Origin of the sequence: Desulfovibrio sp. (genome assembly GCF_034006445.1) — a bacterium.
Classification (GTDB): Bacteria; Desulfobacterota; Desulfovibrionia; order Desulfovibrionales; family Desulfovibrionaceae; genus Desulfovibrio.
Genome location: NZ_JAVESS010000014.1, coordinates 46300 through 68320, shown reverse-complemented (window position 1 = coordinate 68320; position 22021 = coordinate 46300). Strand labels below are relative to the sequence as shown.

Annotated in this window: 18 protein-coding genes and 1 riboswitch; of the genes, 10 read left to right on the top strand and 8 right to left on the bottom strand. The window is 59.8% G+C overall.

The genetic code is table 11. The features are described 5' to 3' along the window. Positions 1–719: SulP family inorganic anion transporter (locus tag RBR41_RS11070; RefSeq protein ID WP_320352655.1), on the bottom strand; the 719-nt coding region annotated here is incomplete at its 3' end. A gap of 1 nt (position 720) precedes the next feature. Continuing rightward, positions 721–1911, bottom strand: a complete 1191-nt coding sequence (locus RBR41_RS11065; RefSeq protein WP_320352654.1) for a hypothetical protein — start codon at positions 1909–1911, stop codon at positions 721–723. A gap of 524 nt (positions 1912–2435) precedes the next feature. On the opposite strand from RBR41_RS11065, the gene RBR41_RS11060 reads away from it, so the two are divergent. From RBR41_RS11060 to RBR41_RS11050, 3 genes are all read left to right on the top strand, one after another. Further along, positions 2436–3518, top strand: a complete 1083-nt coding sequence (locus RBR41_RS11060) for a transglycosylase SLT domain-containing protein (protein ID WP_320352653.1) — start codon at positions 2436–2438, stop codon at positions 3516–3518. 187 nt (positions 3519–3705) lie between these two features. Further along, a complete protein-coding gene (locus RBR41_RS11055) occupies positions 3706–4314 on the top strand; it encodes an OmpH family outer membrane protein (RefSeq protein WP_320352652.1) in 609 nt (202 codons plus the stop codon). A gap of 619 nt (positions 4315–4933) precedes the next feature. After that, a complete protein-coding gene (locus RBR41_RS11050) occupies positions 4934–5917 on the top strand; it encodes an AEC family transporter (RefSeq protein WP_179980046.1) in 984 nt (327 codons plus the stop codon). Between the two features lie 419 nt (positions 5918–6336). Here RBR41_RS11050 and RBR41_RS11045 read toward each other — a convergent pair whose 3' ends face one another. Beyond that, positions 6337–7296: a LysR family transcriptional regulator gene (locus RBR41_RS11045; RefSeq protein ID WP_320352651.1), complete on the bottom strand. Its 960-nt coding sequence runs from the start codon at positions 7294–7296 to the stop codon at positions 6337–6339. A gap of 228 nt (positions 7297–7524) precedes the next feature. Between RBR41_RS11045 and RBR41_RS11040 the strand changes: the two genes are divergently transcribed. Next, entirely contained in the window at positions 7525–8817 is a 1293-nt protein-coding gene (locus RBR41_RS11040) for an MFS transporter (protein WP_320352649.1), read from the top strand. A gap of 21 nt (positions 8818–8838) precedes the next feature. After that, positions 8839–10029, top strand: a complete 1191-nt coding sequence (locus tag RBR41_RS11035) for a mandelate racemase/muconate lactonizing enzyme family protein (RefSeq protein WP_320352648.1) — start codon at positions 8839–8841, stop codon at positions 10027–10029. 147 nt (positions 10030–10176) lie between these two features. Here the strand turns inward: RBR41_RS11035 and RBR41_RS11030 are convergent, their stop codons facing one another. The 5 genes from RBR41_RS11030 to RBR41_RS11010 form a co-directional block, all read right to left on the bottom strand. Continuing rightward, positions 10177–10494, bottom strand: a complete 318-nt coding sequence (locus RBR41_RS11030; RefSeq protein WP_320352647.1) for a DUF190 domain-containing protein — start codon at positions 10492–10494, stop codon at positions 10177–10179. Between the two features lie 44 nt (positions 10495–10538). Then, positions 10539–10928 carry a fluoride efflux transporter CrcB gene (gene crcB, locus RBR41_RS11025; protein WP_320352645.1) on the bottom strand — a complete coding sequence of 130 codons (390 nt, stop codon included), beginning with the start codon at positions 10926–10928 and terminating at the stop codon, positions 10539–10541. 75 nt (positions 10929–11003) lie between these two features. Beyond that, a riboswitch (Fluoride riboswitch) is annotated at positions 11004–11062 on the bottom strand. 219 nt (positions 11063–11281) lie between these two features. Then, complete coding sequence (lipA, locus tag RBR41_RS11020) at positions 11282–12166, bottom strand: lipoyl synthase (protein WP_320352644.1); 885 nt, start codon at positions 12164–12166, stop codon at positions 11282–11284. 12 nt (positions 12167–12178) lie between these two features. Then, entirely contained in the window at positions 12179–12868 is a 690-nt protein-coding gene (gene lipB / locus RBR41_RS11015; RefSeq protein WP_320352643.1) for a lipoyl(octanoyl) transferase LipB, read from the bottom strand. A gap of 278 nt (positions 12869–13146) precedes the next feature. Next, positions 13147–14715, bottom strand: coding sequence for a BPL-N domain-containing protein (locus RBR41_RS11010; protein ID WP_320352642.1), 1569 nt, complete (start codon positions 14713–14715; stop codon positions 13147–13149). Between the two features lie 38 nt (positions 14716–14753). Between RBR41_RS11010 and RBR41_RS11005 the strand changes: the two genes are divergently transcribed. The 5 genes from RBR41_RS11005 (at position 14754) to fusA (ending at position 21679) form a co-directional block, all read left to right on the top strand. Then, positions 14754–17420 carry a valine--tRNA ligase gene (locus RBR41_RS11005; RefSeq protein WP_320352640.1) on the top strand — a complete coding sequence of 889 codons (2667 nt, stop codon included), beginning with the start codon at positions 14754–14756 and terminating at the stop codon, positions 17418–17420. A 609-nt stretch (positions 17421–18029) separates the two neighbouring features. Further along, complete coding sequence (locus RBR41_RS11000) at positions 18030–18374, top strand: SMR family transporter (protein WP_320352639.1); 345 nt, start codon at positions 18030–18032, stop codon at positions 18372–18374. Between the two features lie 166 nt (positions 18375–18540). Further along, positions 18541–18912 carry a 30S ribosomal protein S12 gene (rpsL, locus tag RBR41_RS10995; protein ID WP_012625691.1) on the top strand — a complete coding sequence of 124 codons (372 nt, stop codon included), beginning with the start codon at positions 18541–18543 and terminating at the stop codon, positions 18910–18912. Positions 18913–19026: 114 nt separating this feature from the next. After that, positions 19027–19497, top strand: a complete 471-nt coding sequence (gene rpsG, locus RBR41_RS10990) for a 30S ribosomal protein S7 (protein ID WP_179980039.1) — start codon at positions 19027–19029, stop codon at positions 19495–19497. A gap of 103 nt (positions 19498–19600) precedes the next feature. Beyond that, positions 19601–21679 carry an elongation factor G gene (gene fusA / locus RBR41_RS10985; RefSeq protein ID WP_320352638.1) on the top strand — a complete coding sequence of 693 codons (2079 nt, stop codon included), beginning with the start codon at positions 19601–19603 and terminating at the stop codon, positions 21677–21679. The last annotated feature ends 342 nt before the right edge of the window (positions 21680–22021 follow it).

Here is a 22021-nt window from a genome sequence, read left to right as displayed (position 1 = left end):
ATTCCCACAAGGCGGACGCCGTACTGGTCCACCTTGAAATACCAGGCAATGGCCGTGACAACGGCCAGAGCGGCCAGCGAGGCGGGAAAGCGGCGGGAGACGCGCTTGAAGCTTATGGCCAGCACTATGGTCAGGGCCGCCAGCCCCACACACCAGAAGTTGGCCTGCGGCAAGCCGTGCAGCACGTCGAATATCTGGTGAAAAAAGCCCGCTTTCTTGGGGCCGGGTATGCCAAGAACCGTCTTGAGCTGTCCCATGCCGATAAGCAGGGCCGCGCCCGTGGTAAAGGCCACCATGACGGAGTGGGAAATGAAGTTGGCAAGGTCGCCCAGCCGCGCCAGGCCCATGCCCACCTGTATGAGGCCGCAAAAGAGCGCGAGACCGAAAATATAGGTCATGCGCACTTCTTCGGGCAGGTTGAGGATGTGTACGCCGCCCACGCTCACCGTAGCCATGGTGGAAAAAATCACCATGGAGATGGCGTTGGTGGGCCCGGCGGCCATGAAACGCGAAGAACCCCACAGTGCCGCAAGGACCACGGGCAGCATGCAGGCGTATATGCCGTATTGTGGATGCACTCCCGCGATGATGGCGTAGGCCATGGCCTGAGGAACGGCCATGGGCGTAACGGTGATGGCGGCCATGAGGTCCGCCCTGAAATCGAGGGGCGTATATGCTTTAAGCGTAGTGAGAAAAGGAAAGATGCCCGTAAGGCGCATGCTAATCCTCCCTTGGCAAATCGTCTTCCAGACGCAGCACGTCATGCCCCAGGGCGTAATGCATGAGACGCGGACGCTCCACGGATTTTTTCAGTGAATTGATGATGCGGGTCATGCGCCGTGTGCCTTCCAGCACGCCGCCAAGATGCCCGGCGAGTTCTGTGAGGTCGGCGTGAGCGAGAGCGCTCTCCAGTTCAACGGCCAGCATGCGGCCGCGCGTATCATCGGGAAACTCCGCCATCAGTTCCCGCGCAAGGCGCAGGGCGCGGGCCTGGTTGGCGTCGATATCCTCCACAAGCTCACCGCAGTATTCCGCCTGGTTGCGCATGATGTTGAGGGCGTTATTGCCATAGTGGGCCATGGCTCCGGCGGCTTTTTCCAGGGTGTCGCGGGCAACGGCTATGCGGCGGCCCACGGTGAGGGATACAAGGCGCGCGCACTTGCCGAGAAAACGCTCGTCAAAATTCTCAAAGCCGTACTCCCTTGTGGTGTACAGCATGACAAGGCCAAAGGGGGGCTTGTCGTTGCGCTCACGCAGCACAAAGGCCAGGCGCGAGCGGTAGCCCTCCTTATAGATGATGCAGTCAAAGGAGTCGCCGCCCCTTTCAAGGGCCTGGAGGTTGTTGGAAACAACGTAGCGCGTGTGGCGTTGCAGAATGGCGTTCATGACCGGGTGTTCACGCAGGCTTTCTTCCAGCATGGGGGCCACGATGGGGATGGACTTTCCGCGCACATGGTTGGCCGAGCGCGCCACCCACTCGCCCTTGCTGTTGCGCAGACGGCAGACGTACAGCTCCGCATGCATGGCATGCACAAGAATTTCGGCGCTCTGGCGCAACACTTCGCCGGGAGGGGCCATACGGTCGGCTATGGCGAGCAGGTCGCTGGAAACACGCAGCAGCATTTCCGTATCGCTTTGCATGGACGCCACGGAAGACAGCAGGTGCAGCAAACAGCGCCAACTGCGCAGCGGCGTGCCGCGCATGGTGGGCCTGTAGCCCTGATTGAGAGTCCGTTTGGTGGCGGGCAACAGCGCAAGAACGGCCATGCGCATTTCTGGCGGGGCATATTTCAGAAGTCGAATGATTTCTTCGCGGATATCTTCTTTGGTGTGCTGTGCCACCGCGTACTCCGTTTTCCGCAGGGCGGGCATGGCCGCCCTGGAAAAATATAAAAGGCTGCGGCCTTTCATGCCACAGCCGCCAGGATGTTTTTTGCTGGAAGGCAGGTCTGCTTTTATGGCCCGCAGTCCTGTAGACAAAAAAGTCAGAACTTGCCGCAGACTAATAATCATATTCCTGAACGACCGTCAGGTCAACGGCATTCATTATTTTGACCTTTCCAGGACAGGATTTTCAGAATGTTTTTTAACCTGCTTGAAATCCGGTCTATTTTTTTGAGTGGCAGTAAATTTGCATCTGGTTAAATGCGGCCCGCAATGTCTTTATGTCCGCGTAGGCAATGACGCCCGCCGGACAAAACGGATGACAACGCGCCGGACAATGCAGTTCATGCGGCAGTTCGCGCTGCAGATCATGCGGCAGATCATGCGGCAGTTCGCGCGGCAGATCATACGGCGGTCAACGCAGACAACGCGCCGGAAAAATACCGGGCATGGCAAGGTTCAGACGCGGTGCCGCGCAAGGCGCGCGCCAAAGCCGTCCTAACCGTCATGCCAAAAGCCAAGGGCAAGACCCACAGAGCACAGGAACACTCATGAAGCCCCGCAGAACCCTTCTCATCATAGCCTCTTGCCTCGGCGGCGCGTTGCTGCTCCTGGGGCTTTTGGCAGGCTTTGTGCCGCAGAGGGAAGGGTATGAGGTGCGCCGCCGGGCGAGCCCTCTGGTGATCAGCCTGCGGCCTGAGGATATGCCCGCTCCCATTGTTTCGCGCGGCGACGGCTCGCGCCTGTGGGCGTTGCGCCGCGCGGTTTCGCCCGCAGTGGCCACGGTCGCCACGGCCGGGTCGCCCCTGCCCGCAGGGATGGAGCCAGACGGGCTTTTTGCCAAAGGTCAGGACTCCCTGGTTCAGCTTGCCCCCCTGCTTGCGCTGGACGGATTCTCCATGCCCTTTCTTCTGGCCGTGCAGCCGCCGCAGTATGGCGACGCTCTGGACGCCAGGGGCCTGCCCCTGCGCTGGCTCGCCGCCGAAACCCTGCTGGAGGGCTACAGTCCCTTTATTCCGCGGGCGGACGGCAGGGCGCGTCCGGGACGGACGGAAAAAGACGGCGCGCTGGCGGACGACGACAACCTGACTTACGGCAGCCTGCCAGCCAGGGCCGTGCGCTACCAGCAGCTGGTGGAAAATTTTGCCAGGCGGTATAATATCAGCACCGAACTGGTATATGCCATCATTCACAGCGAAAGTTCCTTTTCAACCACCCTTGTGAGCAACAAGTCGGCCATGGGACTCATGCAGATACTGCCGGATACCGCCAGCGGCGAAGTGCACAAGTATCTGTATGGACATACGGGCGACATCAGTTTTGACGAACTCAGCGTGCCGGAAGTCAACATCCGCTACGGAACCACCTATCTTCATATCCTGCTCACACGGTACTTTGCCGGGGTGTATGACCCGCGCGCCCGCGAATACTGCGCGGTGGCGGCGTACAACATGGGGCCCAACCGTTTTCTGCGGCTCTATGGCAAAAGCAATGAAGAAGCTCTGGAGGCCATCAACGCCATGACCGCCGAAGAACTGTATGAAGACCTCACCCGCCGCCTGCCTGTGGCCGAAACACGCGCCTATGTGGCCAAGGTGGCGCGCATGAAGGGGCACTACGCCGCACTGCAATAGGGCAGCGGGGGGGGCGGTGCCGCCATGCGCCAGGAGAAAACGCCTTGCGCCGAAATTTATGCACCAACGGGGATTGGTTGGGAAAAAACGGTTGAGGTGGCTGTAAAAACAACGTACACCTTTGGCAACACCGCCGTGCGGGCTGTTCAGCGTAACACGGCAATTCTGATGAGGAGTATCCATCACCATGCGAATCCGTTATTTTATGCCGCTGGCCCTGCTGCTGAGTCTGATGCTTATAGCCTGCCAACAGGGCGAAGGCACGTCCCAGTCCAAGCTGGCGGTCGTGGATATGACGCGCATCATGCGTGACAGCGAAGCCGGAAAGGCCGGGGTGAAACACCTTGAAGCCCTTCAGGCCGACATGCAGGAACAGCTGAACGCCATTCAGGGACGCCTTGAAAAGAACGGCAGTGACGCCGACGCCCAGAAAGAACTGCAGACCGTCTATATGATGTCGCAGCAGCGTATGCAGGTGGAACAGCAGAACGTGGTCAACGTGCTGTATGACACCATGCAGCGCATCGTCAATGCGTACCGCACTGAAAAGGGCTATGCCCTTATCATCAGTTCCGAAGCGGCGGCTTCTTTTGACCCCAAGACTGACGTGACCGCTGACATCATCGCGGCCATGAACAAGCAGAAGGTGGAATTCAAGCCCGTGGCCCCCGAGGGCGACGCCGCTGCCGCTCCTGCCGCCGAAGCGTCCAAGCCCGCCGACAAGCCCGCCGACAAGGCTGCGGAAAAACCCGCTGCCCCTGCCGACAAGCCCGCTGGCAAGACTGACAAAAAATAGGACGCCAACCGTTTTTTGCGCTGCCGGTGTATGCCGGACAGCAACACTGCAAACCCCCGGTCGTCAGGATCGGGGGTTTTGCCGTGTGCCACGGCCGGGGGCGTACTTACGCCAGCCGGACATTGTGACGTTTTTGTGGCTGGCTGGACAGGGCACGGCTTGAAGAGCATGCTGGCCCTGCGTGCGGCGGCGTACCTGTGGAAACATGAGGCGCGGCCGCCCCGAAGGACAGCCTGGAGCATTTTTACTCTGAAATTGCTCTGCCGGCCGCGTGCATGGCCGCCCGCAGCAAAGGCGTACACGCAGTTTGAGCCATGGCCAGCAGGGTCTGCTCGCGCCCTTGACGGAATTGTCCTGGGGGAGCATGACAGCCGCGTTGCGGATGCGGGCGGTTGTGCCGCCTTCTTGCACACGCAGACTGTGACGTAGCGTAACCCTTGAGAATGGATATGCCCGAAGTTCATCGGCCCTGAGGGCTGAATGCCTTGTTTCGCCGTGGAGCGGCACAGCCATGTTTGTGCCGCCGCCTTGTGGCTGGCGTCTGCCAGATGCGACGCCAGGGCAGATTCCGCATGGATCTACCCCAAAAAATTACCGTATTGCATGGTTGAGAGTTGATATGTTTCATGCACTTTTTGCTGTTATCCCCGTATTTTGCGTCATTGCCTTCGGAGCGCTGCTGAGGGCGCGCGACGTTTTACCCGAAAACGCCGGGCCAGTGCTTGGCGTCTACGTGCTCAAGGTGGCCCTGCCGCTGCTCATTTTGCACCTGCTGGCCGGGGCACGCCCCGAAGATTTGTCCAGAGGCGGCTTCTGGCTGGGCCTCATCGGGTCGCAGATGGTCGTCTATGTGCTTGGGTACATGGGAGACAAGCTGTTCAGCCGCCGGGGCATCGGCCCCGCCGTCATCAGCGGGTTTTCCTGCTCGGCCTGCAACGCGGCCTTTGTGGGCCTGCCCATTGTGTCCAACCTCTGGCCCGGCAACACCGAAGCCATGCTGGTGGCGGGCCTCGCCATCCTCACGCCCAATGTCGTCATTATTCTGGCGCAGGCCAGGCTTGACATCCTGGCCGGTTCTCTGGCCTGGAAAGGCGGCAACCCGCTGAGTTTTGCCGGCAGTCTGGTGCGCATCTTCATTCTGGGCAATCCCCTGCTGCTGGCCACCCTGGCGGGCGCGGTGCTCTCCATGTCACGATTGGGCCTGTGGGAACCCCTGGATCGCGCCATAAGCCTTGTGGGCTATACGGCCGCACCCTGCATGCTGCTGGCTCTGGGGCTTGACCTGCGGCAAAAGCTTGCTCTTGCTACCCGCCGCTCGCATGGCGGAATGGCGCTGCGGCAGGTGTGGTTCATCTTCTGCAAGCTGGTGCTGCATCCCCTGTTGTGCTGGGGCATCCTGCACGTCATGGGCATCACTGGGCTGTGGCTGGTCATTCCCGTGCTTATCAGCGCTACGGCGACGGCCCTGCTGGTCAGCGTCATTGCCGAGGTTTACAGCGCCGTGCCTGAAGAGGCTGCCCTCACCGCCGTGGTGACCAACGGCGTGAGCATTCTGACCCTCACGGGCTTTGTGTGGTTGTTCCACGCCATGGGCATGCTTTAGGCCAGACCCAGATATCTTTTGAGAATACGCATGCGACGTGCGCGGCGGGCTGTCAGCTTGGCATTACGCGCTCGGTACGCATACAAAGAGACGCAGAGTTTCTGCAAGGAATGTCCGGCAAGCCGGACATTCTTTGTTTGCAGCCCTTTGACGGGATGAAACAGGCCCGGCCCGCATCAGGAAGAGCTGGCTGGCGGCAGCCGTGGCCCCGGCGGGCGTCAATACGGCGTCAATCCGGGCGGCAATGCGGGGTCAGGACGGGCGCATCCCGGAGAGGTTTATGGTGAGAACGTCCTAGAGCATTTAACACTTGAAATGCTCGCGTACGGCAGGCAAAAGCCTGCCTACTCGCATTTCGTGGCAAGGATTTTCAGAAAAATCCTTGCAGAGCATTTAACTCATTTCATTCGTGAACTGCTCTAACGGTCGAGGCCGTCCGCGTTGGCATCCGGTGCGGGAGCCAGGGCGACAATGCTGTCGGAATCCAGGGTGTTGGGGTCGTGGGCGCGCACAAAGGCCTTGGCAAAGCTGACAAAGGCCCGCGCCGCGTCAGAAAGCTTGCGAAGCGCGGGAGTGTACATCAGCATTTTGCGCTGTAAAACTGGTTCGTGCAGCAGGGTGGCCGTAAGCCCGTACCCCCGGGCCAGCAGCAGTGAAAAGCGCCCGGCAAGAGCCACACCGCAGCCCGCAGCGGCAAGGGCAAAAGCCGTGGGCATCTGGTTGACCACATGGCCGATGAGAAAAGGCGGCTGCGGCCCCACGTCCGCTGCGATATACCCGACGGATTCCCTGCCCACAGCGACGATAGGCACTTTTTTGACCTCGGCCCAGGTGCTCTTGCGGCCAGCCAGGGGGTGGTCAGGCCGCGAGAGCATGCTCACCGGCGTGGAAAAGAAATGCTGCGCGGTTATTCCTGCTTCCGGATGGCGGGCCGGGCCAAAGCCTACTTCGGCATCTCCCTGCTGTATGCTTGACTGCACCTGCGCCATGGGCTGGTCCACCAGCTCCACGCGGATATTGGGCTGCGCCCGTGTGAAGTGCGCCAGCAGCAGCGGCAGCAAGGTGCAGGCAATAAGCGGCGCGCCCACGATGCGCACGCGCCCGGCGCGCAGGCTGCAGAGGTCGCCCGCATATTTTTCCATCAGCAGAAATTCATGAAAGGCCTTTTGGGCCAGCCCGTAAAATTCCCGGCCATCTGGCGACAGGGAGACAAAACGTGACGTTCTGTCAAAAAGCGGCACTCCCACCTGTCCTTCCAGCTCCTTGATGAGATTGCTGACCGCGCTCTGGGTGATATGAAGCGCTGTTCCCGCAGCAGTAAAACTGCGCATGTCAGCCACCATGAGAAAAGCCTCAATCTGGCGCAAAGTCATTTGCATTGATTTTCCTCTTGTTTTTTGACGATTGATAAGCTGAAGTTATCAATCGAGAAGTAAAAACAATTTTACCAGTATCAGCATAGTCCGTAGAGTGCATACTAAGACATATTTCAAGGAAGTTAAGCCGGCATGCTTCACAATGTCTATGTAAAAGGGAGTTCCATTCTTCAGCTAGAAGAAAAATTGATGCGCATTAGCAACTAGCAAATTCTCAGAGGGAGAAGAACCATGAACACAGAAGTGATGCCTGGCTTACATAGCGCGTCACAGCAGGAAATACCTACAAAAAAACGTTTTGTCATTGTTTTTTGTTTGTTCATTGGTATATTTATAGCTTATTTGGACAGAGTCAATGTTTCGGTGCTGGCCGCCAATGATCCCTTTTTGGTTGAGATGGGCATCAAGGGCATTCCGGTACAGATCGGCATGATGATGTCAGTGTTTCTGGCGGCGTACGGTGTGGCCAACGTGGTGCTGTCGCCCCTTGGAGACTATCTCGGCCCGCGCAAATCCATGATGTTTTGTATAGGGCTGTGGACAGTGTCGCTGTTTATGGGCGGCATTGCCTCCACCTTCACGCTGATCATCGCCAGCAGGGTGCTGCTCGGCATTGGCGAGGGCGTGTACTACCCGCTGCAAAGCGTGTTTGTAAAAAACTGGTTTCCAAAGCAGGAACGAGGCCGGGCCAATGCCGCCTGGGTTGTGGGCCAGTCTGTTGCTCCGGCCATAGCCATGCCGTTTTTCGCCTACCTGATCGCCGGGTTCGGCTGGCGCTCGAATTTCTGGGTGTGCCTGGTCTTGGGCTTGATCCCGCTTTACCTCCTTTGGCGGCACACCGCTGACACGCCCCGGCAACACAAGAGCATCAACGCGGCCGAACTTTCCCTGATTGAAGATGGGCAGGAAACGCCCGGCCCCAAGGCCGAAGTCATCCCGCTTAAAACACGTCTGAGCGGCTTTGTGGGCAACTACCGCTACTGGCTGCTGGTGTTCTGGTACCTTTGCCTGCAGTGCATGTACTGGGGACTCATCACCTGGCTGCCGAGTTACCTCAAGACAGCCAGAAACTTCAGCTGGCAGGAAATGGGCTGGCTGGCATCGCTGCCGTTCGTGCTTTCCATAATATTCAAGGTATTCAGCGGCGTTCTGGCCGACAAGGTGGGCAGAAGCGCGCCCATTCTCATGGCTGCCATGTTTTTCGCGGGCATCTGCGTGTACTTTGGGGCCTCCACGGAGCACAAGTATCTGTCCGCCGTGCTGCTGGCCCTGGCCGTGGCTTTCTGCACCATGGGCACGCCCGTGGCCTGGACCCTGCTTCAGGGCATCATTCCTTCTTCTTCAATGTCCACGGCTTCGGGCATCATGAACGGTCTGGCCAATGGCCTGGCCTCACTGGCCCCCGCCATGATCGGCTTCTTCATCTCTACCACCGGCCACTACGGCGGCGGGCTGCTCTGCCTCGTCTTCACAGGCGCAGCGGCAACGGTGGCGGCGGGCATTCTTGCCCTGCAAAAGTATTAAGCATGTTCACAGGAGACGCATATGAAGATTACAAGCATTGATATTATTGACGTTGCCAATGATTTTCAGTCCGCCACCAGCAAATGGCGTCCGGTGGTTGTACGGATCAATACAGACGAGGGCATCAGCGGATACGGCGAGGTGGGGCTGGCCTACGGCGTGGGCGCCTCCGGCGGTTTCGGCGTGGCCAGGGATCTGGCAGGGATACTTCTGGGCATGGACCCCATGCGCAGTGAAGCCATCTGGGAAAAAATGCTGCGCAAGACGTTCTGGGGGCAGGGCGGCGGCGGCATTTTTTCGGCAGCCATGAGCGGCATAGACATAGCGTTGTGGGACATCAAGGGCAAAGCGCTCAACGTGCCCCTGTACCAGCTTCTTGGCGGTAAAACGCGCGACAAGATACGCACCTATGCCAGCCAGCTCCAGTTTGGCTGGGGCGACGGCAAGGACAAGGCCATGCTGGTTGAACCGGAACAGTACGCCGAAGCCGCGCTGATCGCCAAGGCTGAAGGGTACGACGCCATCAAGGTGGACGTCATCGCCATGGACGGCGAGGGCAGGTGGAACCAGCAGGATCTTCAGGGCGTTCTGCCCGACCGCATCCTGCGCAGGGGATACGACAGGCTGGCGGCCATGCGCAAGGCCATTGGCCCGGATGTGGACATCATAGTTGAAATGCATTCCTTCACGTCGACCACTTCGGCGATCCAGTTCGGCCGTATGATCGAGGAACTGGGCGTACTTTACTATGAAGAGCCGACCATGCCCCTGAACCCCAAGCAGATGAAGAAAATTTCGGACAATGTGGCCATTCCCCTGGCGGCAGGCGAGCGCATCTACTGGCGTTGGGGCTACAGACCTTTTCTTGAAGACGGCTCACTGAGCGTCATTCAGCCGGATATCTGCACCTGCGGCGGCGTTTCAGAAGTGAAAAAGATTTGCGACATGGCCCACATTTACGATGTGACGGTGCAGATCCACGTTTGCGGCGGCCCCATTTCCACGGCGGCGGCCCTGCATATGGAGGCGGCCATACCCAACTTCATGATTCACGAACTGCACCGGTATGCCCTGCTGGAACCCAATACCAGCACCTGCGTACACAACTATATGCCGGAAAAGGGCATGTATTCCGTGCCGGAACTGCCCGGCCTTGGTCAGGAACTTACCAAGGAGACGCTGGCAGCTTCCACTGTGGTGACGGTGAAATAAGGACAGCGCTGTTTTATCAGTTCTGAGGATGCCCGGTACGGACGCAAGGCCGTGCCGGGCATCAGGATTTGTTTTGACGCCAAAGTAAAAGATGCCGTGCGCAGTGCGCCGCAAAGCAATGGCGTGATTCCCCCGGCGTGAGCGTCGCTATTCTTCACCGGTTACGCCGAATTCAATGGGCGTCTTCACATAAAAAATCTTGAGGCGCTCTGCGGCAATGTTTGCAAAGAGCAGGTCTGATTTTTCGGCGGCGACAGCCATTGTGACTTCCACAGGCTGCTCGGCAAGTTCGAAAAAGTGGGCGGAATGCAATTTGCCGTCGCGGCCATAGCCGCTTTGCGCTGCGGTTACGGTTACGCCGCTGATGCCAAGTTTTTTGGCTTCTGCAGTAAGCCATTCGGCAATGGTGAGCGCGCCGTGAAGGCGGTTTTGCTGCGTGAAAAACGTCAATTGGTAGCCGTGCATGACGACCTCCTAGAGCAGATTAACTTTGAAAAAGTGTAAATGCTCTAAATATGTAGATTTTTGAACAGGGAAAACGTGGCGATGCCCAGAAGCGTCATGAGCAGGGAGCCGAAAACGTGCAGCCCGATGGCGCCCACTGCCATGAAAAGGCGCTGCTGCTGCAAAAGAGCGGTCACTTCAGCGGAAAATGTGGAAAATGTCGTGAGTCCGCCCAGAAATCCGGTAATGCACAAGAGTCGCCATTCCGGAGGCAGGGCCGGAAAAAAGTCAAAAAAGCTGACGGCAAGGCCAACGCAGTAGCCGCCGATGAGGTTGGCCGCAAGCGTACCCATGGGGATTGGAGGAAACAGCGCATTGAGCATGAGTCCCAGCCCCCAGCGCAGAACAGAGCCGGCCGACGCCCCCAGGCTTATGGCAATGACGGATTTCAGCATATACGGGCGCTCCTTCAAAAAAAATAACCACACCCTTGGGCGTGGTTATCGCAAAAAATACCTACCGACGCCGAAGCAGTGGCAGGAGTTATCAGCAAACGCGGTTCAAGGGGAACTCCATCCCCGTTCGTCAAAACATATTCCCTTGGCGCAAAATGTCAATTCCCCGGTGAGGGCCTGCGCCTGAGCCTGCTCCAGCAGCCATCGGGGCAATTTCAAAGTGAAATTGCCCTAAAATAAACGTTTTGGGGGGAGGGGGCGTGGGGGAGGAGACCCCTTTACAAAAGGGTCCCTCCCCCACAAAGCATTTTCCCACAAAACACTCCCCCCCAAAAAAATTTCCTCCCCACAAACTACATAAAGCTGCCTGCCTGATAGCTGCTGCGCACCAGCGGGGCGGAAAACACATGCTTGATGCCCAGGGATTTTCCGTACGCGGCGTAGGCATCAAACTGTTCCGGGGTCACGTAGCGGTCGAGGGGGTGGTGTTCCTTGCTGGGCGGCAGGTACTGGCCGATGGTGATGATGGAACAGCCCGCGGCGTGCAGATCGTCCACCACCTGGCGCACCTGATCGTCGGTTTCGCCGAGGCCCACCATAAGGCCGCTCTTGGCCACGCCGCCCGCAGCGTGTACGCGGCGCAGCAGTTCCAGGCTCTGTTCATAGCGGGCCTGGGGGCGCACGCGGCTGTAGAGGGCCGGATGCGTTTCCACATTGTGATTGATGATGTCGGGCGCGGCGGCCATGACCGTGCGCAGGGCGGCTTCATCCCCCTGAAAATCGGGAATGAGCACCTCGATGCTGCTTGCGGGCAGGGCGCTTCTGACTGCGGCAATGGTGCGGGCAAAATGCGCGGCTCCGCCGTCTTCCAGGTCGTCCCGCGTGACCGAGGTTATGACGATGTGCCTGAGGCCGAGGGTCTGGGCCGCCTTGGCCACGCGCTCCGGTTCGTCAGGGCTGGGCGCTGTGGTCTGCCCCGGATGGATGTTGCAGAAGCGGCAGTTGCGCGTACACGTTTCACCCAGGATCAGAAAGGTGGCCGTGCCCGCAGAGTAACACTCCTGCCTGTTGGGGCAGTTGGCGGCCTTGCACACGGTGAAAAGGCCCAGGTCGTCCACAAGGCCGGTGGTGGTGAAAAAGCGCTTGTCAGAGGCCAGGGGGCGGCGCAGCCAGGGGGGCATGCGCAGGGGCTTTTGCGCGCCGTCGCCGCAAGAGGGGGTGGCGGTGGTTTTGTTCACGTTTTTTGTCCTTTATACACTGTGAAGCAGGGTCATAAGACTGTCGCGCCCCTGCATGACGGGCGGTTCCCCGGCAACGGGCTGAAAAACGGCGTGAAACTCCCTGATAAAGGCCCGTTTGACCGCGTCCATGGACGGCGCGGCCTGCGCGGATTCTCTGGCAATGGAAGTGGCGACAACGCCGTCCAGTCCGCAGGGCGTGACAAAGTTGAAAAGGGAGAGGTCTTCGGCCACGTTAAGGGCCAGGCCGTGCATGGTCACGTATTTTTTTACGGCAATGCCCAGGGAGGCGATCTTTCTGCCGTCTGTCCACACGCCGGGGAAGCCCTCGCGCCGGGCGGCGGTGACGCCAAAATGCGCCAGCATGCGGATGGCGGCCTCCTCAAGGTCGTGCACATAGGCGCGGATGCCGCCGGAGCGCTTTTTCAGGTCAATGAGGGGATAGGCCACCAGCTGACCGGGGAAATGGCAGGTCACGTTGCCGCCTCTGGTGCTCTGCACCACGTCCACATGGCCCTTACACAGGGATTCCAGGTGGGGGGGCACGTTTTCCGCGCCGGAATTCTTGCCAATGCTCACAGTGGGCGGGTGCTCAAGCACCAGCAGAACGTCGTCCCCGCCAGCCTGTACCCATGCCAGTACACGCTCTTGCAGGGCGAATGCGTCAAGATAGCCGATGCGGTCAAGATCAAATGCCAGCATGTTCACGCCGTGGGTTTGTGGGTCTGAGGAGTTTTGCGCATGAGCGTATGCCATGCATGAGCGTATGCCATCGGCCCTGTTCGCGTTGTATCGCCCACGACAGGTATGCGAGGACAGGGCAGAGGCATGGCCCGCGCAGAAGCTGCCGCCGCCCTAGAGCAGTTTACGAATGAAATGAGTTAAATGCTCTGCAAGGATTTTTCTGAAAATCCTTGCCACGAAATGCGAGTAGGCGGGCTTTTGCCTGCCGTACGCGAGCATTTCAAGTGCTATATGCTCTAGCGGAGGTCGCACGGGATCGCGTCCTGCGACAGAAAAATCAGTTCTTCCGTGATGTCCAGCAGTTCTTCCATCAATCCGCCGCCGCTCATGGGATGGCCGAAAAGCGCCTGCCGCTGGTTGTCCAGACCGCGTCTGTCCACGGCGTCCGGCAGTGTGGGATGGAGGGTTTCGGCAAGTCGGCAGGCCAGAAAATAGCCTTCGGCCCCGGCGGCGAACAGATCGGCCAATTTGCTGAAGTGCGGCTCCACTTCCCGCCAGTAGGCCAGAGCGGCGGGCGAGGGCGCAAGGCTGGCAGCCGTGCACAGGGCCGCGTGCAGATTGTTGCAGGCAGCGCCGGGCAGGCCCGCGCGCCAGCCCCACAGCCAGTGGGTGCGGGCAAAAAAGAGATGGTGCTCGACGGCCAGGTCCAGCAGGCCGCGCATGTGGCGCAGGGCCGCCAGCAGCGGGCCGCTGTCTTCCGGCCAGGCGTGGCAGGGATGGCGCAACTGCCACAGGGGCACGTCGGCGCGGGACGGCGCAAGCCCGGTAAGCTGGTGCAGCAGTTGGGCCAGCCATGCGTTGGCGTCCGGGCTGTGCGGGGTCTCCAGATGGGAATAGCTCAGCACATAGTGGCCCTGGCCGTAGTCGCCGCTGACCACAAGGGGCTGGCCCTTGAGAAAGTCCGCCGACAGGTTGACGCCGTACAGCGCCTGCCACTGGTCGAATATGTAGGGCGGCACGCTCTGCAAGGGCAGATCGGCCAGCCAGAAATCGGCGTCGGGCGCGTCGTAGGCCGCCAGAACGCGCACGGGCGTGTTGTCTTCGGCGGCAAAGCGTCCCGGCCACCATACGGGCAGGCTGGGGCCGCCGGGGGCGTCCTGCTGCGGCAGGCTCTGGCGCGGGCTTGGGCATTGGCCGGATTTTTCGGCTGTGGCCGCCGCACTGGCGCGGCGCTGACGTGCAGCGTCGCCCGCTGTACGGGGGTTCGCCTGTGCGCCGCCTGCGTCATTTGGGCTGCGCACGCCGCCTGCGGGGCCATCCGCCGGGCGGCCCTTGCCGTCCGCACCGCCCGCGCCTTCCGCCGCGCCGCGCGCTGGCGGGCAAAAGGAAAATTCGTCGCCCTCACGCATGCGCACACGCGCATGGCCGGAAATAAGGTGGTGCAGTCTTTCGGGGTATCCGGCGCGCGACCAGGGGCAGATGCCCAGCCCCTCCGTGGGCGCGGCATGGCTCAGGGCCAGTCCGGCCCCGCCGCAGAAGCCCAGATAGTTGCCGCCAGCGTGCATCCACTGGCGCACGGCGGCCCTTCCCGCTTCACCCAGTCCGGCCGCCTTGAGGCGGGCGTTGCCGCCGGGAACCAGCAGCAGGGCGGCGCGGTCTGCCGCATTTTTGTCTGTGGCGGCAACCTGTTGGGCCTCGCCGGAAGCGTGAAAACGCTGCGGCTTGCCTAAAAGGATGCCTTGAGCTATCTCTTGACCCTTAACCAGGCGGCAGGGCAGTCCCATGGCGCGCACAGCGCGCCAGGCCATGAGGCCCCAGATGTGGGACGAATCCCATAAAATACAGATTGGCTGAGCAGCATGCATAGTGCTGCACTATTGCCGCCTTTTACGGAGAATGCAAGATGGCGGATACCCTCCCCAAGGGCTATGAGCCCCATGACGTGGAAGCCCGGTGGTGCAAACACTGGGAAGAAGACAAGACCTTCACGCCTGACCCGGACGCCCCTGGCGAACCTTATTCCATAGTCATTCCGCCGCCCAACGTCACCGGCGCGCTGCACATCGGCCACGCCCTCAACGTCACGCTCATCGACGTGCTCTGCCGCCATGCCCGCCAGAAGGGCAAAAACGTGCTATGGGTGCCCGGCACCGACCATGCGGGCATTGCCACGCAGAACGTGGTTGAGCGCGCTCTGGGCAAGGAAGGCAAGGGCCGCAAGGACCTGGGGCGCGAAGCCTTTATCGAGCGAGTGTGGGAATGGCGCGAAGATTACGGCCATCGCATTCTTGATCAGATCCGCGCCCTCGGCGCTTCGGTGGACTGGTCGCGCCTGCGCTTCACCATGGACGAAGGCCTTTCCGCCGCCGTGCGCAAGGTTTTTGTGCAGCTCTACAATGAAGACCTCATTTACAAGGGCGACTATATCATCAACTGGTGCTCCCGTTGTCACACGGCCCTGGCCGACGACGAAGTGGAGCACGAGCAGAGCAGGGGCAAGCTCTGGAAGGTGCGCTACCTTCTCAAGGACGGCTCCGGCTCCATCGTCATCGCCACCACGCGCCCTGAAACCATCCCCGGCGACACTGCTATCTGTGTGCATCCCGAAGACGAGCGCTATGCCGACATGATAGGCAAGACGGCCCTTGTGCCGGTGCTCGGGCGCGAGATTCCCATCATCGCCGACGCCTATGTGGACCGCGAGTTCGGCACAGGCGCGCTCAAGGTGACGCCCAGCCACGACCACAACGACTGGATGCTCGGCAAAAAGCACGATCTGCTCTTTATCCAGGCCATTGACGAAAACGGCATCATGAAGGCCGAGGCCGGAATTTATGAAGGCCTGACCAAGGAAGCCTGCCGCGAAAAAATCGTGGCCGACATTGAAGCCGCCGGTCAGCTTGTGGGCATTGAAGAGCTGGATCACGCCGTGGGCCACTGCTACCGCTGCCATACGGTGGTGGAGCCGCACGTGTCCACCCAGTGGTTTGTGGCCGCCACCAAGATGGCCCCCGCCGCGCGCGACGCCGTGCCCGACATGACCCGCATTTTGCCCGAAAACTGGCTCAAGACCTACTATCACTGGCTGGACAATATCCGCGACTGGTGCATCAGCCGTCAGATCTGGTGGGGGCACCGCATCCCCGCCTGGACCTGCGAGGCCTGCGGCCAGCTTATTGTGGCCGAAGAAGCCCCGGACGTCTGCCCCCACTGCGGCAGCGCCAGCCTCAAGCAGGACGAGGACGTGCTGGACACCTGGTTCTCCTCCGCGCTCTGGCCTTTCTCCACCATGGGCTGGCCCGAAGACACCAAGGAACTGCACCGCTGGTATCCCACATCCGTGCTGGTGACGGGCTTTGACATCCTGTTCTTCTGGGTGGCCCGCATGATGATGATGGGCATCCATTTTATGGGCAAGCCGCCCTTTGCCGACGTGTATCTGCACGCCCTGGTGCGCGACGCCTCCGGCCGCAAGATGTCCAAGTCCACAGGTAACGTCATCAATCCTCTGGAAATGATCGACAAATACGGCTGTGACTCCCTGCGCTTCACCCTTACGGCCTTTGCCGCCATGGGCCGCGACATCCGCCTTTCCGAAGAGCGCATCGAAGGCTACCGCCATTTTGTCAACAAGCTCTGGAACGCGGCGCGCTTCGCCCTCATGAACCTGCCCGAAGAGGCCCCGGCCCCCGTGGATCTTGGCAGCATTCAGGGCTTGCACCATCAGTGGCTGCTGCACAGGCTTGAGACGGTCAAGCAGGAAATGGATCTGGCCCTTACCGAGTACCGCTTCAACGATGCGGCCCAGCTTGGTTACAAGTTCTTGTGGAACGAGTTCTGCGACTGGTACCTCGAACTGATCAAGCCCGACATGTACAGCGAAGACGAACAGCGCAAGGCCGCCGCACAGTATGTGCTGTGGGTGGCGCTGCGCGAAACCCTGCTGCTGCTGCATCCCATCATGCCCTTTGTCACCGCCGAAATCTGGGCAGCTCTGCCCGTATCCTCCGGTGAAAAGCCCACGGATCTCGCCCGCGAACTGTACCCGGCCATGCGCCCGGCCTGCGTGCGTCCCACCGAGGCCGCGAGCATGGAGCTAGTTCAGGGCATCATCGTGGCCGTGCGCACCATCAAGGCGGAACTTGGCATCAGCCCCTCGCACCGCGTCAGCCTCATGCTGCATCCCGTGGATGCCGACCAGCAGACCCTGCTGGAAGAAAACCGCGACCTCATGCTGACCCTGGCCCGCCTGGAAGAGCTCACCGTGGGCGTTGACGTGTCCGCGCCCAAGGCTTCGGCCTCTGCCGTGGTCGAAGGCTGCCAGGTCATTGTGCCCCTGCGCGGCGCGGTGGACCTCAATGGCGAGCTGGCCCGTCTGGACAAGGAACTGGCCAAGCTCGAAAAAGACGTTGTGGGCGTCAACATGAAGCTCAGCAATGAAAGCTTTGTGAGCCGCGCGCCCGCCGACGTGGTGGAACGTGAACGTGAACGCGCCGGAAAACTGCTGGACGCCAAGGCCAAGATGATCGCGCTGCGCGCGCGTTTTGCCGAGGCTTTGAACGAGGAATAAGAGCGACAGCGTACCGCGCTGTAAAAAAGGGGTTTTCAACCTTGCCTTCCGCACGCTTTGCGGCAGGCAGGATGAAAATCCCTTTTTCGCGCCCGGCCGCGCAGGCTGTCTGTGCCGTCAGGAGTGTGCTGTTGGAAAGGCTTTGTGGGGGAGGGACCCTCTTTAGACCAGATTACCTTTGAAATGTTTTACATTTCAAAGGTGTCATTCTGCCGAAAATGCGATTTGCGGCAGAATCCACGCCACGTTGTGGCGCGCCGCACTCTCGTGCAGCGTTAGAGCATTTAACCTTTTTTAAAGGTTAAATGCTCTAAAAAAGGGTCTCCTCCCCCACGCCCCCACCCCCTAAAACTCTTGTCGCGATAGAGTGTGGCGCGCAGTGGTTTCTGATCTGAGGCGGGGGCAGGCAGAAGCAGCGTCTTTTAGGCAGCGCACCGCGCAAGGTTTATTTGCCAGGTTTATTTGCGCTGCTGCGAGCCGGAACGGGCGTGGCGAAATTTTGTGCGAATGCGCATTCTCGACGCTGATAGGTTTCTGGCAAAAAGACCGTGAATCGTCAGCATGTTGTAACCATGGGCATGGCAGAACTTGCCCGTGAACGAGGAAAGTATGAGTCCCGCCAGCATAGCCTACGTGCAGCTGGGCAGCGCCATTCTGCTTGAGGTGCTGGCCACGGCCTTTCTCAAGCAGTCCAACGGCATGAGCCGCATCGTGCCCTCGGCGGCCGCCCTGGTCGGCTATGGCGTTTCTTTTTATCTGCTGGCACAGGTGCTCAAAATTGTGCCCATGGGCATCTCATACGGCATCTGGAGCGGAATCGGCATTGTTCTTGTTTCCGTCCTGGGCCTCGCCCTGTTCGGACAAACGCTGGACATGGCCGCCTGCCTTGGCCTTGGCCTCATTGTGGCGGGAGTGCTGGTCATACATTTTTTTTCAGGGTCAATGCCGCATTAGGTCGAGCGACGGCAACAGCCCGCGAACACATATTTTTTTCTGGCATGTCAGAAAAAAGCCCGGCGTTTCCAATGCCGGAACGCTATTGACAGTTTTTGGCGGGCAGGCTATGACCTGTCCTCTTAAAGGTTTTAGTTCAGAGTAATATCCAATATGGAGAGAAAGAATGCCCACTATTAACCAGCTTATCCGCATCGAGCGGAAGGCCGTGCTGAAACGCAAGAAGACCCCCGCCCTGCAGGCCTGCCCGCAGCGTCGTGGCGTTTGCACCCGCGTTTACACCACCACCCCTAAAAAGCCTAACTCCGCTCTGCGTAAGGTCGCCCGTGTGCGCCTGACCAACGGCATTGAAGTGACGGCTTACATCCCCGGTGAAGGCCACAACCTTCAGGAACACTCTGTCGTCATCATCCGTGGCGGCCGTGTAAAAGACTTGCCCGGCGTGCGTTACCACATCGTGCGCGGCACCCTGGATACCTCCGGTGTGGCCGATCGTCGCAAGAGCCGTTCCAAGTACGGCGCCAAGCGCCCCAAATAAGGTTTTATCATTTGTACGGCGTGCGCCATGCGGCGTGCCAGGCTGCCCGTTATTGCGGAGCGCCGGCGCGTTGCGGGGTTGGTGACGCCGAAACCCGCATGAAGGAGAAACCCCATGCCCCGTAAAGGTCCTGTTCCCAAAAGGGAAGTGCTGCCCGATCCGATTTACTCCAGCCGTCTCGTCACCAAGGTCGTGAACCGGCTTATGTATGACGGCAAGAAGGGCGCCGCTGAAAAGATTTTCTACAGCGCTTTGGAAACCCTGGCCGAAAAGACCAGTGAAGATCCCATGCGCGCCTTTGAAAAGGCCCTGGATAACGTGAAGCCCCACATGGAAGTCAAGGCTCGCCGTGTTGGCGGCGCGACGTATCAGGTGCCTATGGAAGTGCGCCCCGAACGCCAGGTTTCCCTGTCCATTCGCTGGCTTATCAACTACGCTCGTTCCCGCGGAGAAAAAGGCATGACCGCCAAGCTTTCCGCTGAACTGCTGGATGCTTTCAATGGGCGCGGTGGCGCGGTGAAAAAACGCGAAGATACCCACCGCATGGCTGATGCCAACAAGGCCTTCTCACATTACCGCTGGTAAGAGGCCGTCCCGATTTTCTCATGAATGTATCCCGACGCCGCATCCGTAAGGAAGCGGCGTCGGTTTTGCACCACACCGCATCCGCAGTATGGAGGAAAACCCTGTGTCCCGCACCGTTCCTGTAAACAAACAGCGCAATATCGGCATCATGGCTCATATTGACGCCGGCAAAACGACCACCACCGAGCGTATTCTATTTTATACCGGCGTTAACCATAAGATTGGTGAAACGCACGAAGGCCAGGCCACCATGGACTGGATGGAGCAGGAACAGGAGCGTGGCATCACCATTACCTCCGCTGCCACCACCTGCTTCTGGAAAGACTGCCGCATCAACATCATCGACACCCCCGGCCACGTGGACTTCACCATTGAAGTTGAACGTTCCCTGCGCGTGCTCGACGGCGCTGTCTGCGTGTTCGACGCCGTCGCCGGCGTTGAGCCCCAGTCTGAAACCGTGTGGCGTCAGGCCGACCGTTATCACGTGCCCCGTATCTGCTTTGTGAACAAGATGGACCGCATCGGCGCCAACTTCTTCCGCTGCGTGGGCATGATTCACGACCGCCTGGGCGCCAAGGCCGTGCCCCTGCAGCTGCCCATCGGCGCTGAAGACAAATTTGAAGGCGTTGTGGACCTCGTGACCGGCAAGGCCATCCGCTTTGACAAGAGCACCAAGGGCGCCGAGTTCCTCATTGAGGACGTGCCCGCCGACATGATGGAACTTTACGAAGAAAAGCATCATGAAATGGTGGAAGCCGTCGCCGAAGAAGACGAAGTCCTGCTCGAGAAGTACCTGAGCGGTGAAAACCTGACGGAAGAGGAAATCATGTCCTGCATCCGCAAGGCCACCATTGCCCGCAGCATCGTGCCCGTCATGTGTGGCTCGGCCTTCCGCAACATGGGCGTGCAGCCCCTGCTTGACGCCGTTGTGGAATACCTGCCTTCGCCCGTGGACATCCCGCCCATGCCCGGCCACGTGCCCGGCAAGGAAGACGAAATCATCGAATGCAGCTGCAACGACAAGGAACCCCTTGCCGGTCTTGTGTTCAAGCTTTTCTCCGACCCCTTCATCGGTCACCTGTCCTTCTTCCGTATTTATTCCGGCTTCCTTGAATCCGGCATGACCGTGTACAACGCCAACACCACCAAGCGCGAGCGCATCGGCCGCATCCTCAAGATGCACGCCAACAAGCGTGAAGACGTGAAATGGGCTGGCGCTGGCGACATCGTGGCTCTGGTGGGCCTTAAAAACGCCTCCACCGGCGACACCCTGTGCGACGAGAAGCGCCCGGTCATTCTGGAATCGCTGAACATTCCCGAGCCGGTCATTGAAGTGGCCATCGAGCCCAAGACCAAGCCCGACCGCGACGCTCTTTCCGCCGCCCTCAACAAGCTGGCCAAGGAAGACCCCTCGTTCCGCGTCAAGGGCGACGAAGAAACCAACCAGACCCTCATCGCCGGTATGGGCGAACTGCATCTGGAAATCATCGTTGACCGTCTGACCCGTGAATTCGGCGTCAACGCCAACGTGGGCAAGCCCCAGGTCGCCTACCGCGAAACCATTTCCAAGCCCGCCAAGACCGACCTCAAGCACGCCAAGCAGTCCGGCGGTCGCGGCCAGTACGGCCACGTCGTCATCGAGGTCGAGCCCAACCCTGGCAAGGGCTATGAGTTCATCAACGGCATCACCGGCGGCGTTATTCCCAAGGAATACATCCCCGCAGTGGACAAGGGCATCAATGACGCCCTGAAGTCTGGCGTCATGGCCGGCTTCCCCGTGGTGGACGTGAAGGTCAAGCTGGTCTTCGGTTCCTACCATGAAGTGGACTCTTCGGAACAGGCCTTCTACGTGGCTGGCTCCATGGCCATCAAGGACGCCATGCACAAGGCCGGCCCCGTGCTGCTTGAGCCCATCATGGACGTGGAAGTGGTTACGCCTGAAGAATACCTCGGCGACGTCATGGGCGACCTCAACGGCCGCCGTGGCCGCGTGCAGAGCATGGAAGCCCGCGCTGGCGGCGCACAGAGCGTGCGCGCCCAGGTGCCGCTGTCTTCCATGTTCGGCTATGCCACTGACCTGCGTTCGCGCACTCAGGGCCGCGCCACCTTCACCATGCAGTTCGACCATTACGAAAAGGTGCCCCAGGCCATTTCTGACGAAATCCAGAAGAGCAGAACATAGGCATCAGAAGGGTCGGCGCTTGCATGCGCCGACCCTTACCCTTCATGCCAGGGGCGGCCTTGCCGCCCGATGGCAAATGAAGACAGGGGAAGGACATCTGGCGAACAGGCGAGATTCCTTCCCCTTGGTTTTGGGCAGCGCCTTATGCCAAAACAGCGACGAACGCCATAAACTCGTTGATCACGGGCATGTTCAGTGCAAAAATGCTCACAACAGCGTGCGGTCATTGCACCTCTGCACGCTTGAGCAGATGTGCAGTTAACCTGCATGTTCCACTGCCTGGGCACGGCCATCACGCGCGCGTTGTCGCGTATCGGCGTGTATCAGCGTGTATCGGCGTGC

What these genes read in the sequence shown, in the direction of transcription:
- RBR41_RS11060 (WP_320352653.1), top strand. Translation starts at nt 2,436, where the DNA reads ATGAAGCCCCGCAGAACCCTTCTCATCATAGCCTCTTGCCTCGGCGGC.
- RBR41_RS11045 (WP_320352651.1), bottom strand. Translation starts at nt 7,296, where the DNA reads ATGCAAATGACTTTGCGCCAGATTGAGGCTTTTCTCATGGTGGCTGAC.
- RBR41_RS11050 (WP_179980046.1), top strand. Translation starts at nt 4,934, where the DNA reads ATGTTTCATGCACTTTTTGCTGTTATCCCCGTATTTTGCGTCATTGCC.
- RBR41_RS11030 (WP_320352647.1), bottom strand. Translation starts at nt 10,494, where the DNA reads ATGCACGGCTACCAATTGACGTTTTTCACGCAGCAAAACCGCCTTCAC.
- crcB (WP_320352645.1), bottom strand. Translation starts at nt 10,928, where the DNA reads ATGCTGAAATCCGTCATTGCCATAAGCCTGGGGGCGTCGGCCGGCTCT.
- lipB (WP_320352643.1), bottom strand. Translation starts at nt 12,868, where the DNA reads ATGCTGGCATTTGATCTTGACCGCATCGGCTATCTTGACGCATTCGCC.
- RBR41_RS11040 (WP_320352649.1), top strand. Translation starts at nt 7,525, where the DNA reads ATGAACACAGAAGTGATGCCTGGCTTACATAGCGCGTCACAGCAGGAA.
- rpsG (WP_179980039.1), top strand. Translation starts at nt 19,027, where the DNA reads ATGCCCCGTAAAGGTCCTGTTCCCAAAAGGGAAGTGCTGCCCGATCCG.
- RBR41_RS11055 (WP_320352652.1), top strand. Translation starts at nt 3,706, where the DNA reads ATGCGAATCCGTTATTTTATGCCGCTGGCCCTGCTGCTGAGTCTGATG.
- RBR41_RS11035 (WP_320352648.1), top strand. Translation starts at nt 8,839, where the DNA reads ATGAAGATTACAAGCATTGATATTATTGACGTTGCCAATGATTTTCAG.
- RBR41_RS11000 (WP_320352639.1), top strand. Translation starts at nt 18,030, where the DNA reads ATGAGTCCCGCCAGCATAGCCTACGTGCAGCTGGGCAGCGCCATTCTG.
- RBR41_RS11005 (WP_320352640.1), top strand. Translation starts at nt 14,754, where the DNA reads ATGGCGGATACCCTCCCCAAGGGCTATGAGCCCCATGACGTGGAAGCC.
- RBR41_RS11010 (WP_320352642.1), bottom strand. Translation starts at nt 14,715, where the DNA reads ATGCATGCTGCTCAGCCAATCTGTATTTTATGGGATTCGTCCCACATC.
- RBR41_RS11065 (WP_320352654.1), bottom strand. Translation starts at nt 1,911, where the DNA reads ATGAAAGGCCGCAGCCTTTTATATTTTTCCAGGGCGGCCATGCCCGCC.
- rpsL (WP_012625691.1), top strand. Translation starts at nt 18,541, where the DNA reads ATGCCCACTATTAACCAGCTTATCCGCATCGAGCGGAAGGCCGTGCTG.